Origin of the sequence: Allosphingosinicella sp., assembly GCF_035626655.1 — a bacterium.
Taxonomy (GTDB): domain Bacteria; phylum Pseudomonadota; class Alphaproteobacteria; order Sphingomonadales; family Sphingomonadaceae; genus Allosphingosinicella.
Map to the genome: position 1 here is coordinate 51,852 of NZ_DASPNF010000013.1, position 17,159 is coordinate 69,010.

The 17,159-nt window shown below is 69.8% G+C and carries 18 protein-coding genes and 1 pseudogene; 11 read left to right on the forward strand and 8 right to left on the reverse strand.

Translation table 11 applies throughout. The features are described 5' to 3' along the window. Positions 1–544 precede the first annotated feature (544 nt). The gene (locus VEC11_RS12225; RefSeq protein ID WP_464131645.1) at positions 545–736 is read right to left on the reverse strand and encodes a hypothetical protein; all 192 of its coding nucleotides are present in this window, start codon (positions 734–736) and stop codon (positions 545–547) included. Between the two features lie 50 nt (positions 737–786). On the opposite strand from VEC11_RS12225, the gene VEC11_RS12230 reads away from it, so the two are divergent. After that, positions 787–1,623 (forward strand): class I SAM-dependent methyltransferase, encoded by an 837-nt coding sequence (locus tag VEC11_RS12230; protein ID WP_464131647.1) that lies wholly within the window; start codon positions 787–789, stop codon positions 1,621–1,623. Positions 1,624–1,626: 3 nt separating this feature from the next. Here VEC11_RS12230 and phaR read toward each other — a convergent pair whose 3' ends face one another. Beyond that, positions 1,627–2,193: a polyhydroxyalkanoate synthesis repressor PhaR gene (gene phaR / locus VEC11_RS12235; protein WP_464131649.1), complete on the reverse strand. Its 567-nt coding sequence runs from the start codon at positions 2,191–2,193 to the stop codon at positions 1,627–1,629. A 91-nt stretch (positions 2,194–2,284) separates the two neighbouring features. On the opposite strand from phaR, the gene VEC11_RS12240 reads away from it, so the two are divergent. The 5 genes and pseudogenes from VEC11_RS12240 to VEC11_RS12260 all read left to right on the forward strand — a co-directional run bounded on the left by VEC11_RS12240 (position 2,285) and on the right by VEC11_RS12260 (position 5,707). Next, positions 2,285–3,271, forward strand: coding sequence for an alpha/beta fold hydrolase (locus tag VEC11_RS12240; protein WP_464131651.1), 987 nt, complete (start codon positions 2,285–2,287; stop codon positions 3,269–3,271). Positions 3,272–3,308: 37 nt separating this feature from the next. Further along, complete coding sequence (locus VEC11_RS12245; protein WP_464131653.1) at positions 3,309–4,484, forward strand: acetyl-CoA C-acetyltransferase; 1,176 nt, start codon at positions 3,309–3,311, stop codon at positions 4,482–4,484. Positions 4,485–4,543: 59 nt separating this feature from the next. Continuing rightward, positions 4,544–4,744, forward strand: a pseudogene (locus tag VEC11_RS12250) (DUF1206 domain-containing protein); the annotation flags it as partial. A gap of 46 nt (positions 4,745–4,790) precedes the next feature. Then, the gene (locus VEC11_RS12255; RefSeq protein ID WP_464131655.1) at positions 4,791–5,297 is read left to right on the forward strand and encodes a DUF1206 domain-containing protein; all 507 of its coding nucleotides are present in this window, start codon (positions 4,791–4,793) and stop codon (positions 5,295–5,297) included. Positions 5,298–5,410: 113 nt separating this feature from the next. Beyond that, positions 5,411–5,707, forward strand: a complete 297-nt coding sequence (locus VEC11_RS12260; RefSeq protein WP_464131658.1) for an antibiotic biosynthesis monooxygenase family protein — start codon at positions 5,411–5,413, stop codon at positions 5,705–5,707. On the opposite strand, the gene alr is transcribed toward VEC11_RS12260, so the two are convergent. Genes alr through VEC11_RS12275 form a run of 3 tightly spaced genes read right to left on the reverse strand, consistent with a single transcriptional unit; the run spans position 5,704 to position 8,817 of the window. After that, a complete protein-coding gene (gene alr / locus VEC11_RS12265) occupies positions 5,704–6,738 on the reverse strand; it encodes an alanine racemase (protein WP_464131660.1) in 1,035 nt (344 codons plus the stop codon). The genes VEC11_RS12260 and alr overlap by 4 nt on opposite strands. 32 nt (positions 6,739–6,770) lie before the next feature. After that, the gene (locus tag VEC11_RS12270) at positions 6,771–8,390 is read right to left on the reverse strand and encodes an MFS transporter (RefSeq protein ID WP_464131664.1); all 1,620 of its coding nucleotides are present in this window, start codon (positions 8,388–8,390) and stop codon (positions 6,771–6,773) included. 58 nt (positions 8,391–8,448) lie between these two features. Further along, complete coding sequence (locus tag VEC11_RS12275) at positions 8,449–8,817, reverse strand: GFA family protein (protein ID WP_464131668.1); 369 nt, start codon at positions 8,815–8,817, stop codon at positions 8,449–8,451. Positions 8,818–8,826: 9 nt separating this feature from the next. Between VEC11_RS12275 and VEC11_RS12280 the strand changes: the two genes are divergently transcribed. Next, positions 8,827–9,312, forward strand: a complete 486-nt coding sequence (locus VEC11_RS12280; RefSeq protein ID WP_464131671.1) for a DNA-deoxyinosine glycosylase — start codon at positions 8,827–8,829, stop codon at positions 9,310–9,312. On the opposite strand, the gene VEC11_RS12285 is transcribed toward VEC11_RS12280, so the two are convergent. Then, positions 9,303–10,037 (reverse strand): 3'(2'),5'-bisphosphate nucleotidase CysQ, encoded by a 735-nt coding sequence (locus VEC11_RS12285; RefSeq protein ID WP_464132040.1) that lies wholly within the window; start codon positions 10,035–10,037, stop codon positions 9,303–9,305. The genes VEC11_RS12280 and VEC11_RS12285 overlap by 10 nt on opposite strands. Positions 10,038–10,171: 134 nt before the next feature. Here VEC11_RS12285 and VEC11_RS12290 point away from each other — a divergent pair, with 134 nt between their 5' ends. From VEC11_RS12290 to VEC11_RS12305, 4 genes are all read left to right on the forward strand, one after another. Continuing rightward, positions 10,172–10,663 carry a hypothetical protein gene (locus VEC11_RS12290; protein ID WP_464131674.1) on the forward strand — a complete coding sequence of 164 codons (492 nt, stop codon included), beginning with the start codon at positions 10,172–10,174 and terminating at the stop codon, positions 10,661–10,663. A 70-nt stretch (positions 10,664–10,733) separates the two neighbouring features. Then, on the forward strand, positions 10,734–11,843 hold the full coding sequence (locus VEC11_RS12295) for an NAD(P)/FAD-dependent oxidoreductase (protein WP_464131676.1): 1,110 nt from the start codon (positions 10,734–10,736) through the stop codon (positions 11,841–11,843). Between the two features lie 21 nt (positions 11,844–11,864). Then, complete coding sequence (locus VEC11_RS12300; protein WP_464131678.1) at positions 11,865–13,808, forward strand: transglycosylase domain-containing protein; 1,944 nt, start codon at positions 11,865–11,867, stop codon at positions 13,806–13,808. Between the two features lie 107 nt (positions 13,809–13,915). Further along, on the forward strand, positions 13,916–15,109 hold the full coding sequence (locus tag VEC11_RS12305) for a sensor domain-containing diguanylate cyclase (RefSeq protein WP_464131680.1): 1,194 nt from the start codon (positions 13,916–13,918) through the stop codon (positions 15,107–15,109). A 1-nt stretch (position 15,110) separates the two neighbouring features. Here the strand turns inward: VEC11_RS12305 and VEC11_RS12310 are convergent, their stop codons facing one another. After that, positions 15,111–15,509: a hypothetical protein gene (locus VEC11_RS12310; RefSeq protein ID WP_464131682.1), complete on the reverse strand. Its 399-nt coding sequence runs from the start codon at positions 15,507–15,509 to the stop codon at positions 15,111–15,113. Between the two features lie 32 nt (positions 15,510–15,541). Continuing rightward, positions 15,542–17,158 carry an alkaline phosphatase D family protein gene (locus VEC11_RS12315; protein ID WP_464131684.1) on the reverse strand — a complete coding sequence of 539 codons (1,617 nt, stop codon included), beginning with the start codon at positions 17,156–17,158 and terminating at the stop codon, positions 15,542–15,544. Position 17,159 lies beyond the last annotated feature (1 nt).

Sequence of the window (17,159 nt, forward strand, 5' to 3'; positions counted from 1 at the left end):
GGCGCTGATCACGAGCCAACTGTTCGACCACCCCCGCGATGTCCGCTCTGAGGTGATTCCGCTCAGAAGAAGACCGTCCGCGATCGGCCACGACGCGCCGAAAACTTCCACTGCACTTTCTCTACCAATGTAGGATTCCCCATGCCAGACTCGCCGCATGCGGACTCCCGGCTCCATTTCCTCAATCCCTCCCGCGCGCCCCGCACGCGTGCCGGCGCAGGCCGTCCGCCCGGAGGCCCCCCCGGCGTTCCCGTGTGACAATCGTGACTTTCGCGTCATTCGCGACGCGGCGCCGCGCACCCCGCCGGGCCCCGAAGGTCCCCGCGCGAAGCATATTCTCCACTTCTCCACACTTGTTCAGCCAGCACGCCCGCAGCCTGAACGACACACCCCCAAACAGGCCCGTCAGCGCGACCATTGGGAACATTCGCCGCCCGCAGCCTGTAGGATTATCGTGTCAGCTTTGTCAGGTTCCGGCGTGTCAGCTTCCGCGCTCGCCTGCCCCGACCACAATCCGGGGCCTGCCCCGGACCGCGATCCGGGGTCACCCCGTCCGCAGCGCGAACGTCGTCAGCGCCAGCAAGGCAAAGAAGCCCAGCGCCTGCAGCCCGCGCCAGGGCATCCAGCCATGGGCATCGATGTCGCGGCGGTGGTGGCGGCGCCAGTCCGCCACGCCGGCGACCAGGACCAGTGCCAGCGCCGCCCCGTCCGCGCCCCAAAGCCAGCCTTGCGTCATCGTCCCGCCTGCCCCTACAGGGTCCTCGACTGCTATCTAGGGAGACTGTGATGTTCCGCCAGACCGCGCCGCGCCTGTTTCTCGGCCTCGCCGCCGCCGGCCTCGCTCTGACCGCCGCGGCGGGCACGGCGCGGGAGCTGCGCAGGACGGACAGGACCTCGCTCAAGGCCGCCATCGCGGCGCCGTCGCGGACCGCGGCCAACGTCGCGCGCGACCGCTATCGCAATCCGGAGCCCACCCTCGCCTTCTTCGGCGTCCGCGCCTCGGACACGGTGGTCGAGATCTGGCCGGCGGGCGGCTGGTATACGGAGATCCTGGCGCCTTATTTGCGGCGCGGCGGCGGCACCTATTATGCCGCCTCGATGGGCGCGAACGGCCACAATGGCATGCGCCGGCTGATGAGTGCCAATGCCGACCTCTACGGCGCGATCCGGCTCGCCACCTTCCCGACCTTCGAGCCGGCGGAGACGGGCGTGCCGGACGGCAGCGCCGACGTCGTGCTCACCTTCCGCAACGTGCACAATTTCCAGATGGGCTATCAGCGGGGCAACCAGCCCTATGGCGTCGAGGCCTTCCGCCAGATGTACCGGATGCTGAAGCCGGGCGGCACGCTCGGGGTCGTCGACCACCGCCTGCCGGAAAATGCCAGCGCCGAGCGCGAGCGGACCAGCGGCTATATCAAGGTGTCCACCGTCCGCCGCCTCGCCGAGCAGGCGGGCTTCCGCTTCGTCGGCGCCTCCGAGGTCAACGCCAATCCGCGCGACACCGCCGACTGGCCGAACGGCGTCTGGACGCTGCCGCCCGCGCTCCGTCATGGCGACGAGGCGCGCTACCGGGCGATCGGCGAGAGCGACCGCATGACGCTGAAATTCGTCCGGCCGCGCTGAGGCTCAGCTGCTCAGCCGGTCCAGCTGCTTCTGCAGCTCGGCCAGCTGGGCCTTGAGCCCGGCCAGCTCGGCCTTGTTGTCGTCGCTGCCCGGCTTCGCTGACGGGGCGGGCGCGTCGTCCGCACCGGCAGTCCGGCCGCCGGCCGCAGCCGCGGTGAACATCTCCATGTTGCGCCGCGCGATCTCGGCGAAGGGATTGGCGGCGAAGGCGCCGGCCATGGCGTCGCGGAGCTGGCTCTGGTTGCGCTGCAGCTGGTCGAGCGAGGCCTCCAGATATTGCGGCACCACCGACTGGATCTGCTCGCCATACATGGAGATGAGCTGGCGCAGGAAATTGACCGGCAGCATGGTCGAGCCGCGCGCTTCCTCATCCATGATGATCTGGGTCAGCACCGAGCGGGTGATGTCCTCGCCGCTCTTCGCGTCGACGACCTGGAACTCGCGCTTCTGGCGGACCATCTCGGCCAGGCGCTCGAGCGTGATATAGGTCGAACTTTCGGTGTCGTAGAGGCGCCGGTTCGCATATTTCTTGATGATGACCACATCGTCCGGGGACCGTGACGCCGCCATGACAGGCTCCTTGCAGGATGAAGGCAGCAGCCTAGCACCAAGGCTTGCCGCACCGCAACATCGCCCGCGGCCCCTGCCCCTCTTCCTGGCCATGCTGCGCAGCGAAACCGCGGACGATCTGTCCCGGATGAAGACGGCGCTCGCCGGCCTGCGCCGCTACCAGGAGGCGGCGCGCGAGCCGCCGCCCGCGCCGATGCCGGCGCTCGCCGAACGGCGCGGGGCGACGCTGCGTGATTATGGCGGCGACGGCCCGGTCGTCCTGTTCATCCCCTCGCTGATCAACCCGCCGAGCGTGCTGGACATGAACGGGCGCTCGCTGCTGCGCTGGCTGGCGGCCGGGGGGCGGCGCGTGCTGCTGCTCGACTGGGGCTGGCCGGGCCCGGACCGGCACGCTCTGTCGGTCGCCGGCCATGTCGAGGACATCGCTTTGCCCTTGCTCGAAGGTCTCGGCGAGCCGGTCGATCTGGTCGGCTATTGCCTGGGCGGCACGATGGCCTTCGCGGCCGCGCAACTCGGCCCGGTGCGCAGCCTCGCGACCATCGCCGCGCCCTGGCATTTCAATGGCTTTCCTGCGGAATCGCGGGAGAAGCTCGGCGCGCTCTGGGCTGGCGCCGAGGGCACGGTGCAGGCGCTCGGCGTGCTGCCGATGGAGGTGCTGCAGAGTGCCTTCTGGTCGCTCGATCCGGCCCGCACGGTCGCCAAGTTCGAGGATTTCGCGACGCTGGAAGGCGAGGCGGCGCGCACCTTCGTCCGGCTCGAGGACTGGGCCAATGACGGCCCGCCGGTCGCCGGCGCCGCCGCCCGCGAGATATTCGAAAGCCTGTTCCGCGACGACCTTCCCGGCACCGGCCAATGGCGCGTGGGCGGCGAGATTATCGAACCTGCCGCCCTGGCCATTCCCTTGCTCAACATCGTCTCGACCACCGACCGCATCGTCCCCCATGCCAGCGCCGCCCGCGCCGGCGAGCAGCTCGATCTCGGCCTCGGCCATGTCGGCATGGTGGTCGGCTCGAAGGGCGTGGAGGCGCTCTGGCAGCCGCTCGCCGCCTGGCTTTCCCGCGCTGCAGCAAAATGCTAGGCGCGCGCCGATCCCACCGTTCCCGGAGACTCGCAATATGACCGACGTCGTCATCACCGCCGCCAAGCGCACCCCCGTCGGCGCCTTCCTCGGCAGCTTCGCCTCGACCCCGGCCCACGAGCTCGGCCGCGTCGCCATCGAGGCCGCGCTGGCGCAAGCCGGGGTCGCCCCGGAAGAGGTGTCTGAAGTGATCCTCGGCCAGGTGCTGACCGCCGCGCAGGGCCAGAACCCCGCCCGCCAGGCCTCGATGGCCGCCGGCATCCCGAAGGAGGTCCCGGCCTGGGGCGTCAACCAGGTCTGCGGCTCGGGCCTGCGCGCGGTCGCCCTCGCTACCCAGGCGATCCAGACCGGCGATGCGACCGTCGTCGTCGCCGGCGGCCAGGAGAGCATGAGCCTCTCCGCCCATGCCGCGAACATGCGGCCCGGCACCAAGATGGGCGACCTCGCCATGGTCGACACGATGATCAAGGATGGCCTGACCGACGTCTTCAACGGCTATCATATGGGGATCACCGCCGAGAATCTGGCGGAGCAATATCAGCTGACCCGCGGCGAGCAGGACGAGTTCGCCGTCGCCAGCCAGAACAAGGCCGAGAAGGCGCGGGCCGAGGGCCGCTTCCGGGATGAGATCGCGCCGGTCACCGTGAAAGGCCGCAAGGGCGATACCGTGGTCGAGGACGACGAATATATCCGCACCGGCGCCACTTTGGACGGCGTCTCGGGCCTGCGCCCCGCCTTCAAGAAGGACGGCACCGTCACCGCCGCCAACGCCTCGGGTATCAATGACGGCGCCGCTGCTTTGGTCCTGATGAGCCGCGAGGAGGCCGAGCGCCGCGGCGCGCCGATCCTCGCCCGCGTCGCCTCCTGGGCCTCGGCCGGCGTCGATCCGTCGATCATGGGCATCGGCCCGGTCCCGGCCTCGCAGAAGGCGCTGGAGAAGGCCGGCTGGACGATCGCCGATCTCGACCTGATCGAGGCGAACGAGGCCTTCGCCGCCCAGGCGCTGGCGGTCGGCCGCGAGCTTGGCTGGCAGGGCGACCGGGTCAACGTCAATGGCGGCGCGATCGCCATCGGCCACCCGATCGGCGCCTCGGGCGCGCGCGTCCTCACCACCCTGATCTACGAGATGCAGAAGCGCGACGCCAAGAAGGGCCTCGCCACGCTCTGCATCGGCGGCGGCATGGGCATCGCTCTCTGCGTCGAGCGGGACTGAGCCGGAACGGTCTCGCACCGGCACCGTTTTGCCGGGCGTGACTTGCGAGATCGACCAACATGCAGGCGTTTGAGGTCGTCACGCGGCTGGGCTTTGGCGCGCGGGGCCTGATGTACGGGGCGATCGGCTGGCTCGCCATCGCCAGCGGCCGGACCGAGGATGCGGGCGGCATCCTTTCCTATCTGGAAACCCGGGTCGGCGGCCTGCTCGTCGCGGTCATGGCCGCCGGCTTCTTCAGCTATGCCGCCTGGCGGTTCCTCGAAGCCTGGCTCGACCGCGAGGATCGGGGCAGCGACGCCAGGGCGCGTGGCCGTGCGGCTCGGCGGCGCGGGCTCGGGCCTGATCCACCTCGGCTTCGGCATCGGCGCCGTCCTGGCCGTGCTTCACGCCAGGGGCGGCGGCGGCGCCGACGGACCGGAGAACGGCGCGGCGATGGCGCTCAGCCTCCCGGGCGGCGACTGGCTCCTCTACCTGGGCGCAGCCGCGGCGGCCGGCGCCGGCATCCAGCAATTCCGCAAGGCCTGGACGCTGAAATTCCTGCGTCACTTCAAGCCTGAGACGAGAGACCGCCCGTGGATCGCCTGGCTCGGCCGGGTCGGCTACAGCGCCCGGGGGGCGGTGTTCCTCATCGTCGGCTGGCTGCTCGTACGGGCCGCGCAGACGCACAGCGCGGGCGTCGCCGGCGGCATAGACGACGCGCTCGGCTCGCTGCCGCGAACGGTCCAGCTGGCGGTCGCCGCCGGCGTGATGGTGTTCGGGCTGTTCAGCCTGACCGAAGCGCTCTACCGCCGGATCCCTGCCGCCCGCCGTTGAGAAAGGCGCCGTCCGCCGTGTCATTCCGAAACAGCCCGGCCGGAACCGCCCGCCCCCCTTTGTCCACGTCCCCCAAAGCCGGTAATTTGCGCGCTCTCGAGGGAGCGGCGGGCATGATCGCGTTGGTGTGGCGCTACGAGGTCAGGGAGGAGGCACGGGCCGCCTTCGAGGCGACCTATGCGCCGACCGGCGCCTGGGCGCAGCTCTTCGCCCGCGGCGAGGGCTATCGCGGCACCGAATTGTTCCGCGCCGAGGACGGCTCCTATCTCACGCTCGACATCTGGCGCTCGCGCGCCGACTTCGAAGCCTTCCTCGACGCGCACCGCGGCGATTACGAGGCGCTCGACCGCTCGACCGAAAGCTGGACCGCCGCCGAGCACCGGATCGGCGAGTTCGAGGTGATGGGTTAGCTCCAGAATCGCTTGAACCGGCTGCCCAGAGTCGTCAGCAGCTCATATTGGCTGAGCCCGGACTGCACCGCCGCCTCCGGCAAGCTGTAATCCAGCTCGACCCAGTCGCCCTCCCCGACCTCCGCCTTCGGGTCGATCCTGATCGCGGTCAGGTCCATCGAGACGCGGCCCGCGACCGGCGCCCACTGGCCCGCCACCTTCGCCCGCCCGCGGCTGGAAAAGCCGCGCAGATAGCCGTCGGCATAGCCGAGATTGAGGATCAGCAGCTCGCATTCCTCGTCGGCGGTGAAGGTGCCGCCATAGCCGACCTTCCCCCCTGCTTCGACGCGGCGCCGCTGCACCACCTGCGCCTCGACATGGGCGACCTGGCGGATATGGCCCTGCGCCTCGCGTCTCGGCACGCCGCCATACAAAGCAAGGCCGGGCCGGGTGAGGCCGAAGGCATAGTCGGCGCCCAGGCAGATGCCGGCGCTGTTGGCGAGGCTGAGGCGGCGCGCGTCGACCTTGCCGGCAATGGCGCGGAAGGCCTCGAGCTGCGCCTTGTTCACCGGGCTGTCCTCGTCGGCGCAGGCGAGATGACTCATCAAGGTTTCGATCCTGAGGCCGTCCAGCAGGCCGTCGGCCACCTCCCCCGGGCTGACGCCGAGCCGGTTGATGCCGGTGTCGATCATCACGTCGCAGGGCCTGCCGGTCCCGCGCCAGCGCGCCACCTGCTCCGCGCTGTTCAGCACCGGCCGCGCGGGCAGCCTTTTCGCCGCCGCCATGTCCTGCGGCATCGCCCCGTGCAGCACGCTGAGCTCGAGGTCGCCCGGCCAGGGCGCGAGCAATTCGGCCTCCGCCCAGGTGGCGACGAAGAAGGCGCGGCAGCCCGCGCCCTGCAGCCGCTTCACCGCCTGGCGCGCGCCGAGCCCGTAGCCGTTGGCCTTGACTGCCGCGCCGCACTCCGCGCCGCCGCTCCGGTGCGCCAGCCAGTGCCAGTTGGAGACGAGCGCGTCGCCGTCGATGCGGAGGCGCAGGGGATTGTGGACCATCGGCCCCGCCTGACGCGCCCTGCCCCTCCCTGTCAATCCAGGTTCTTGCCCGCGGTTTCCGGGAGCCAGAACAGGGTGACGATCAGGGCCATCGCGACCACACCGATCGTATACCAGAGGCCCGAAAAGGGATCCCCGGTTCGAGTCACGATATATTGGCTGATGAAGGGCAGGAAGCCGCCGAAATAGCCCGTGCCTATGTGATAGGGCACCGAGAGGGAAGTATAGCGGATCCGCGCCGGGAACATCTCGACGAGCAAGGCTGCCACGGGCCCGTAGGTCATGCCGGATAGGAAGCCGATGATCGTGATCGCCAGCACCACCTGCAGCGCCTTGCCGAAGCTCGGGACGGTCTTCTCCAGCCGGTAGCCCGCCGCTTGCAGCGCCGGCTCGAGCTCCGCCGGCCTTTCCGCGTTCACGACATTGGGCCCGACCCGGACCTGATAAGTGTCGCCGCCCCAGCCCTCCGCAGGAAGCACGTCATAGGCGATGCCGCGCCGGGTGAGCTCCCCCACGGCGCGCGCGCAGGGCGTCGCCTGCGGCCCCTGGGCGAAAGGGTTGTAGGTGCAGTTGCCGCCCTGCACGGTCACGGGATTGCGCTGCATCGCCGCGGCCAGCTCCGGGTTCGCCGCCGAAGCCATCCAGTGGAACAAAGGGAAGAGCAGGATGATCGTCAGCACATAGCCGAAGACGATCGGCGGCTTGCGGCCGATCTTGTCGGAGAGCCAGCCGAAGAAGATGAAGGAGAAGGTCGCGAAGAAGGCGGAGACGCCCACCATGACTTCCGCCGAGACGTCGTCGATGCGAAGCGAATTGCGCAGGAAGTAGAGTCCCTGGAACTGTGCGGTGTACCAGATCACGGTGAGGCCCGCCGCGATGCCGAACAGGGCGACGAAGATCATCTTCAGCTGGTGCCGGCCCTTGAAGCTTTCCCTGAACGGGTTGCGCGCCGTCTTGCCGGCCTCCTTCATCGCCTTGAAGACCGGGCTCTCTTTCAGCTTCAGCCGGACCCAGAGGGAGATGCCGAGCAGGGCGACCGACAGCAGGAACGGAATGCGCCAGCCCCAGCTGTTCCACGCCTCGTTGCCCAGGACCGAACGCGTCGAGACCACCACGATCACGCTGAGCAGAAAGCCGCCGATCACGCCCGCCTGGATGAAGCTGGTGTAGAGGCCGCGCTTGTTCCGCGGCGCATGCTCGGCGACGTAGATCGCGGCGCCGCCATATTCGCCGCCCAGCGCCAGGCCCTGCAACAGCCGGCACGTGACCAGGAGGATCGGCGCCATGATGCCGATCTGTGCATAAGTGGGGAGCAGGCCGACCGCCGCGGTGGCGAAGCCCATCAGGGTGATGGTGACGAGGAAGGTGTATTTCCGTCCGAGCTTGTCGCCGAGGATGCCGAACAGGATCGCGCCGAGCGGCCTGACGCCGAAGCCCGCGCCGAAGGTCGCAAGCACGAGCAGGAGCCCGGCCGTCGGATTGGCTGTCGGGAAGAACTGGACGCTGATCACGCTCGCCAGCGTCCCGTAGATGAAGAAATCGTACCACTCGAAGATGGTGCCGAGCGTGGAGGCGAAGATGACCAGCCGGTCACGTTTGGGATCGATCACGAGGTTGGGATCGAGAGGCGCCGCGGCCACCGTTTCGGACATGAACACCCTCCCCTTTGCCGGATGTTCTAGGCCGGGCCGTACGGAGGGGGCAAGCCGCTCAGTCGAAGGCGGCGGACGCCTGCTCCCAATTGCGCCCGTCAAAGGCCGTCACCGTCGCCCTCAGCCCCGAGACGTCGTCGAGCGCATTCCAGTTCACGCTCCACGCGTCTGGGTGGGAGCGCGGCTGGTAGAAGCTCTTAATCCCGCAGGTCGCGCAGAACAGGTGGTCGGCGGCGCCGGTGCCGAAGCGGTAGGAAGTGAGCGCCGCCGGGTCGGTCAGCAGGGTGAAATCGGTGTGCGGCACCATCAGGTGCAGGAAGCCGGTCGCGCTGCAGATCGAGCAATTGCAGTCGAGCAGCTCCACCGCTTCGGGAACCTCCGCCTCGAAGCGCACCTTTCGACAATGGCAGCCGCCCGCTATCTTCATCGCACCCCTATGCATCACTGCTTCCCGCCCGTCACCCGTCCCGACACGCGCCTCCTCCTCCTCGGCAGCCTGCCCGGGGCCGTCTCGCTCGCGCAGCAGCGTTACTACGCGCACCCGCAGAACCTGTTCTGGCGGCTGATCGGCGCGGTGATCGGCCGCGACCTCGTCCCGCTCGCTTATGAAGAGAGGCTGGCGGCCTTGCTCGACGCGAAGGTCGGGCTCTGGGACACGGTCGCGGCGGCGACGCGCGATGGCAGCCTCGATGCCGCCATCCGGCTGCACGAGGCCAGCGACCTCGCCGCGCTGGTCGCGACCCTGCCGGAGCTTCGCGCGATCGGCTTCAACGGCGCCACCTCGGCAAGGATCGGCCGGCGCCAGCTCGGGCCGGCGCTCGACCTCGCGCTGATTGACCTGCCCTCCTCAAGCCCCGCTTATGCGAGCCTGTCGTTCGAGCGGAAACGGGACGCCTGGCTGGCGCTCGCCGCCTATCTCTGACGGCAGAAGCGGAGCACGCGGTCCGCATATTCGGGCCGGGCGATCAGGAGATCCGGGATACAGGTGTCCGGCTGGTTGTAGACCAGAGACGAGCCGTCGGCACGGCTGGCATGGAGGCCGGCGCCGAGCGCGACCGCGGCCGGCGCGCAATTGTCCCACTCATGCTGGCCGCCGGCATGAAAATAGAGATCGGCCTCGCCAGCGACGACCGCCATTGCCTTCGCGCCCGCCGAGCCCATCGGCCGGACCTCCGCGCCGAGCAGGGAAGCGATCTCCGCGGCCTCGGCGGGCGGCCGCGTCCGGCTCACCAGCATCACCGGCCTTTCCCGCACCCGGGAGGCAACCTCGACCGCGTCCGAGCGGAACAGCCGCCCCAGCGCCGGCACCGCCACCGCGCCCAGCTTCGGCGCGCCGTCGACGGCAAGCGCCACGTGCACGGCCCAGTCCGGCCGTCCTTCCGAATATTCGCGTGTGCCGTCGAGCGGGTCGATGATCCAGCAGCGGCTCTTGCCGAGCCGGACCGGGCCGTCGGGGCTTTCCTCAGAGAGGACCGCGTCCTCCGGCCGCCACTCCGCCAAGCCGGTCAGAATGAAGGCGTTGGCGACCTGGTCGGCGACATGGCCGAGTGCGTTGCCCTGGAGCAACGAACTGTTGCGCTGTTCCAACAATAGCCGCCCCGCTTCCTCAGCCAGATGGGCCGCCAGATCCTCGTCGGTCACCGAAATTTCCCTTTCCTTAGAATCTGATGACTCTATCGGCCCCCGTTCAGAATCCGCCCGAAAAAATTTGGTTAACATCTTGTTTACCAACACGGTATAACCCGCAGCGAGCGGGAGACGTTTTCCCGGGGGGAACGAACATGGTTATCATCCTGACGGCTTTCCTGGCGGCTGCCCAGTCCCTGCCGATCGACCGGACGGCATTGGAGCTCCAGTCCCGCGCCGAAGCGCTGCAGCCGCGCAGCCGCGGCACCGCGCCGGCCCGGCCCGCGCCGCGCAAGCCGGCGGCGCAGCCGACCCGCACCGCGACGGCCCGGCCGCAGACCGTCCGCCCGGGCCCGACCCGCCAGATTCAGCCTGGCCCCACCCGCCGGACCCAGAGCGCGAGCGCCAACAATGCCGCGCGCCGCAGCCAGCCGCGCCGCGCCACCAGCGGCGGCCCGCTCGATCTCGCCTCGATCACCACGATCTGCCGCGCCGCCGGCAATCAGGACGATCCGGCCGGCTTCATCGCCCGGCTCTCCACGGCTTATTCGCTGTCCGATGCGGACAGCGTTTCACTGCGCGCGAGCTGCGCCGCCTATCTGGCCGGTCGCGCCGATGCGCGCCGGGCAGGCGGCGGCACCTACTAATCACGTCCACCATGGCCATCGGCCGGCCCCGGATTGAGGGGCCGCGCCGGATCGGCTAGCGCATCGCGCCATGGACAGCGCGGATTTCATCATCATCGGCGGCGGCATCGCCGGGCTCTCGGCGGGCGCGCGCCTGGCCGGGCACGGCAAGGTCGTCGTGCTCGAGGGCGAGGAGGCGCTCGGCTATCACAGCTCGGGACGCAGCGTCTCCTTCTCGCATTACGGAATCGGCAATGCCGTGGTCCGGGCTCTCACCCATCACAGCCGCCCCTTTTTCGAGGCGCAGCCGGAGGGCTTTTGCGACACCCCGGTCGCGGCGCTCTCGCCCTCGCTCTATTTCGCCGAGGAAGGCGCCCTCCCCCTGCTCGAGGCGCTCGAGACCAACATGGCGGCGCTCGTCGACACGCTTGAGCCGCTGGACGCGGGAGCGCTGACCCGGCTTTGCCCGGTGATCCGCACCGGCCCCGGCGCGGCCGTGCGCGGCTTTCTCGATCCGACCGGGCTCAAGCTCGATGCGGACGCCTTGCTCCAGTCCTTCGCCCGCCAGCTCCGCGCCCGGGGCGGCGAGATCCGCCTCGGCCACCAGGTCGGGAAGATCGAGCGGAACGGCGAGGCCTGGGTGGTGGATGACACCGTCGCCGCGCCCGTGCTGGTCAATGCCGCCGGGGCCTGGTGCGACCGGATCGCCGCGCTCGCCGGCGTCACTCCGCTCGGGCTGGAGCCGAAGCGCCGCACGATCATTGCCGTGGACCCCGGCATGGACATGGCCGGCTGGCCCTTCGTGCACAGCGCCGCGGGCGATTTCTACATGTTGCCCGAGGCCGGCCGCCTGCTCGTCTCCCCGGTCGATGAGGTGGCCGACGATCCCTGCGACGCCCAGCCCGACGATTATGACATCGCGTTCGCCGCCGACCGGCTGGAACATTATACGACGCTCAAGGTGACCCGCATCGCCCATCGCTGGGCCGGGCTCCGGACCTTCACCCCCGACCGCACGCCGACCACGGGCTTCGCCCCCGATGCCCCCGGCTTCCTCTGGCTCTGCGGCCAGGGCGGCTACGGCCTGCAGACCGGTCCGGCCATGGCCGAGGCGCTGGAATCGCTCGCCGCCGGAACTGCCTGGCCCTTCCCGGACGTTACGCCCGCGCAAATCGCACCGGACCGCTTGCTGGCGCGCTGAAAACATGCTGACAAAAGCGCCATGACCGCCGAGGCGATCCGGGATCAGGGCCAGCCGGGCGACTCCGGGCCGCCGCCCGTCAGCAGGCGCGCCCGCCGCGTCCGGATGATCAAGCGGGGCATCAAGCTTTTCTTCCTAGTCTTCGTGCTGATCATCGTCTGGCTGACGATCACCGCGCCACTGTCGCGGTCGCTCGGCAATGCCGAGGCGCCGACCCTCACCATCCTGTCCGCGGAGGGCGAGCCGATCGCCCGGCGCGGCGCAATCATGGGCGAGCCGATCGACGTCACCCGGCTGCCGCCGCATGTCGGCCTCGCCTTCGTCGCGATCGAGGACCGGCGCTTCTATTATCATAGCGGCGTCGACCCCTGGGGGATTGGTCGCGCCTTCTTCCGCAACCGCACGTCGAGCGGCCTGCAGGGCGGCAGCACGATCACCCAGCAGCTCGCCAAGACCAGCTTCCTCTCCCCGGACCGCACCTATACACGCAAGGCGCAGGAGGCGCTGATCGCGCTCTGGCTGGAGGCGCGGCTGACCAAGAACCAGATTCTCAGCCGCTATCTCTCGAACGTCTACTTCGGCGACAATGTCTACGGCCTGCGCGCCGCCGCCCGCCACTATTTCAACGTCGATCCCGAGGATCTGACCCTCGCCCAGGCCGCGATGCTCGCCGGGGTGGTCAACCTGCCGAGCCGGCTCGCGCCGACCACCAATCCCGCCGCCGCGCGCCGCCGCGCCGCGCTGGTGCTGAACGCGATGGTGGAGTGCGGTTTCATCACCGACGCCCAGCGCCGCGCCGTCCGCCCGGCGCGCGTCCGCCTGGGGCCGCGCGACACCACGCCGACCGGCACCTATTTCGCCGACTGGGTGATGCGCGAGGCGAGCGCCGGCACGGACGAGGATTATGGCAATCGACGCATCCGCACGACCTTGCAGGGCGATCTGCAGCGCGCCGCCGTCCGGGCCGTCCGCCGCGCCGGGCTCGGCCGGACGCAGGCGGCCCTGGTCGCGATGCGGCTCGACGGGCGGGTCGTCGCGATGGTCGGCGGGCGCGATTATGCCGAGAGCCCGTTCAACCGCGCCACGCAGGCGCGGCGCCAGCCGGGCTCGGCGTTCAAGCCCTTCGTCTATCTCGCCGCCTTCCGCGCCGGCTACCGGCCGGACACTCTGGTCAACGACGCCCCCTTGCGGGTGGGCGACTGGTCACCGCGCAATTATGACGGCCATTATCGCGGCGCGATCCCATTGCGCGACGCCGTCGCCATCTCCTCGAACAGCGTCGCCGTGCAGCTCTCGGAGCGGGTCGGACGGGGCGCGGTGATCCAGGCGGCCCGCGACCTCGGCATCACCACGCCCCTGCGCGCCGATCCGAGCCTGCCGCTCGGCGTCAACAACGTCACCCTGCTCGAGCTGACCGCGGCTTATGCCGGCATCGCCTCGGGGCGCTTTCCGATCCGGCCCTACGGCCTGCCCGAGGACGCGCCGTCCGAATCCCGGTTCCGCCGCGATCCGCATATGCCGATGATGCGCGACGTCCTGCATGCGGTGGTGCTGCGCGGCACCGGCCGGGCGGCGAACCTCTCCGTCCCGACCTTCGGCAAGACCGGGACCACCTCCGACTATCGCGACGCCCTTTTCGTCGGCTTTGCCGGCGACCTGGTGGTCGGGGTCTGGGTCGGCAATGACGATAACAGCCCCCTGCCCGGCACCTCGGGCGGCGGCGCACCAGCGCGGATCTGGCGGGCGTTCATGACCGAGGCGCTCGGCGCCCGCAGCGCCCCGGCCTCGCCGCCCGTGCCGCTGTCCCAAGCCGACCGGCGCGACGTGAACGAGGCCGAGCCTGGCAACGGCCTGGAGCCGGAGCCGCAGCCGCCGGTGCCGCAGGGCCCCGAGCCGCTGATCCCCGAAGGCAATGCGATCACCCTCCCCGCGCCACCCCGCGAGCAGCCTGCGCCGCAGCAATAAGAGGACGACGCCCACAATCTGCCGTTTCGGACGATGCGGTATCCCGTGGTTACCGTCTGTTTACGACGTATCGCGCACATCGGCCGGCTGGTAGAGAAGGTGGACCTTTGCTCGACCAAGCTGTCGTCCTCAGAAAGAAAGCCGGCCGCCGGCGGCTGATCAGCTTGTGCGCGCTGATCGCGATCGCGACCCTGTTCGCCCTGATCATCGTCAACGGCTTCCGCGTGACCGAGCAGAGGCGCGAGGCGGAGCGCTGGCAGCGCCATTCGCTCGACGTCCTGCTCGTCACCGGCCGGCTCGAATCCGCGGCCAACGAGACGCTGCGCGGCGAGCGCGGCTTCCTGATCACCAACGACCGCGATTTCCTCGCCCCCTATTTCCGCGGCCGCATGCAGAGCCAGCTGCTGCTGCGCCGGCTGGAGCGGCTGACCCGCGACAATCCGGGCCAGCAGGCGCTGCTGGCGGACCTGCGGACGAAACTGGGCGCCTATATCGCCACGATCGACGGGCTCGTCCGGATGCAGGCGGAAGGCCGCATCCTGGAAGCCGTCGCGGCGGTTCGGGCGCGCGAGGGGCGCACCCAGATACGCGACTTCCTCGCCGCCTTGCGTCGCGTCGACACGGAGGAACGCCGGCTGCTTTCGGAGCGCTCCCGGCTGAGCGCGATCGCCGACGCCAATGCCGACCGCTATCTCTACATCATGGCGGCCGCCGCTCTGATCGTCGTCCTGCTCATGGCCTATGCCGGCTTCGGTGCGGCGATCGGCCACCGCAAGGCGATCCGGCTGACCGAGGAATTGCAGCGCATGGCCACGACCGATGCGTTGACCGGTCTCCCCAATCGCCGCCGGCTGATGGAGGGCATGGCGCTGGAGGTCGCCCGTGCAGAGCGCAGCGGCCGGCCGCTTTCCCTTGCTTTGCTCGACATCGACCGCTTCAAGTCGATCAACGACACGCACGGTCATCCCGCGGGAGATGCGGTCTTGCAGGCCGTGGCCGACGAGCTGCGCAAGGTGACCCGCGCCGGCGACCTGCTCGGCCGCTTCGGCGGCGAGGAGTTCGCGATCGTGATGCCGGAGACCAATCTCAAGCAGGCGCGCTGGGCCTGCGAACGTCTGCGCAAGGCCGTGGCGAACCGGACCATGCATTATCCCGACGGCACGGTCGGCCGGGTCACCATCTCCAGCGGCGTCGCCCTGCTCGCCGGCGAGGAAGGCTGCGACCATCTCATCAGCCGCGCCGACGGCGCGCTCTACCGGGCGAAGGAAGAAGGGCGCGACCTCGTGCGGCTCGCGGCCTGACCTAGCGCAGCTCGACCCGCACAGTGTCGCAGAGATTCACCGCGGGCCAGGACCGTCGCTGCCCGCTCGGGAAGCGCACGCGGATGTCCCAGCGGCAGAGCTCGACGTCGCGCGCATAGGAGGCGGCGGCGCGCTCCTGGTCCGGCACCTCGGGATAATGAAGCAGATTGTCCGACCAGCTTTCCTCACCGGCGGGCGAAATGTTCAGCTCGACGATCGTCTGGCCCGTACGGTTAAGCATTACGAAATCGAGATTGGCCGAGCCTTCCGGAAGCTCAGTCCCGTTGGCGCCGTCGCCTTCGGGTTCGGCCTGCTCGGCGGCCGCGGGCGCGGGCAGAGCGTCTGGCTTGTCGTCCTGCAATGCCAGCGCGAGCGCTGCGGTGAAAAGGAGGATCTGCATCGCCGGAAGCTACACCGCCCTCGCCGCCGTGCCTAGCCGTAGCGATTCGCCCCCCGCCTGCTCGTCATGACATGGCGGCCGGCCAGCGCTGTCGAACGCTCGCGGATTGTGCGCATGAACAGCCATTCGGCACTCGCGCGGCGCGGCGTCAGGTGCAAGGTCGCATAGCCGCGCTGGTGCAGGTTCGCCCATTTGAGCTGCCTGTTCACAGCCAGGGTCGCGCGCACCGCCTGGGCGGGCGACGCCCCGGGGAATTCGCTCTCATTGCCGGGCGAGGTCACGCTTGTCCCGGCCAGCTCGACCCCGGCCCGCGCCCCGTCCAGGTCGAGATCGAAGGCCCAGGCATTGTGGCTGTCGCCGGAGAGGACGACGAGGTTCGCATCCGCATCGAGCGCAGACCGAAGCAGCCGCCGCCGCGCCGCGGGATAGCCGTCCCAGCTGTCATAGCCCGCGGGCAGCCCCGCCCGCCCGGCGTCGACCGCATTGGCGACGAAGGTTCGGAAGCCCTCGGTCGCGCTGGACGCATGCCAGCCATTGGCCTCGGGCGGCATGGCGAGCGTCCCGACGATCACCTGCTGTGCCAGGATCTGCCATTTCGTCCCGCGCGCGACCGACTGCCGCAGGCCGTCCGCAAGCCAGGCCTCCTGCTCCGGCCCCATCATGGTCCGTGCCGGATCCTGCCACGGCCCCTCACGGAAGGCTGCGAAGGCGGCAGCGCGGTCCGCCCGATTGACCAGGACCTCGCGCAAATAGCCGGGGCGGCTGCGCGCGGTGAGGCGCGTCTCGGGCCTGAAGAGCGTGGCGAGATCGCCGATCTCGTAGCTTTCCCAGGCATCGTCCGGGACGGGCATCCATTCGCGATAGGCGCGCACCGACGCCGCCTTGCGCGCCGTCCAGTCGCCCTCGCTGGCGGGCGCGTGGTTCTGCGCGCCATTCTGCCAGCTGTCGTTGGCGCTCTCATGATCGTCCCACATCGCGATCATCGGGAAATATTGGTGCAGCCGCTGCAGGTCCGGATCGGCGCGATAGGCGGCGAAGCGGAGCCGATAGTCGGCTAGGCGGTAGGCCTCGGTCGCGGGATCGATCAGGCGGCCCGCCACCGCCTGCGCCGCGGTCGGATAGCGTCCAACCGGATATTCGTAGAGATAGTCGCCGGCATGGACGATCAGGTCGAGGTCGCGCCGCGCCGCGGCATGAGCGTAGGCGTTGAACCAGCCGAAGCCGAGATTCGCACAGGAGAAGAGGCCGAGCCGGAAGCTCTGCACCGGGCCTTCCGGCAGCGTCCGCGTCCGCCCCGCCGGTGAGAGCTGCCCGCGCGCGTCGCGGAAGCGGAAATAATACCAGCGGCCGGGCTCCAGCCCCCCGGCGACTGCCTTCGCGCAAAAGTCATGCTCCGCCGACGCCGTGACGACGCCGTCCGCGACGATCCGGCCGAATTCGGGGCCCGTGGAGACCTGCCAGGAAAGCCGGCCGCTCCCGCCCGCCTCGGGCAGATAACGCGTCCAGAGCATGACCGAACGCGCCCGCGGCTCCCCGCTCGCGACATTGTGCGTGAAACCGCGCGCCGCGAGCAGTTGCGCGGCACCCGGCAAGGCCAGCGCGCCGAGCCCCAGCGTCCCGGCTTGCAGCAGAAGCCGGCGGTCGATCATG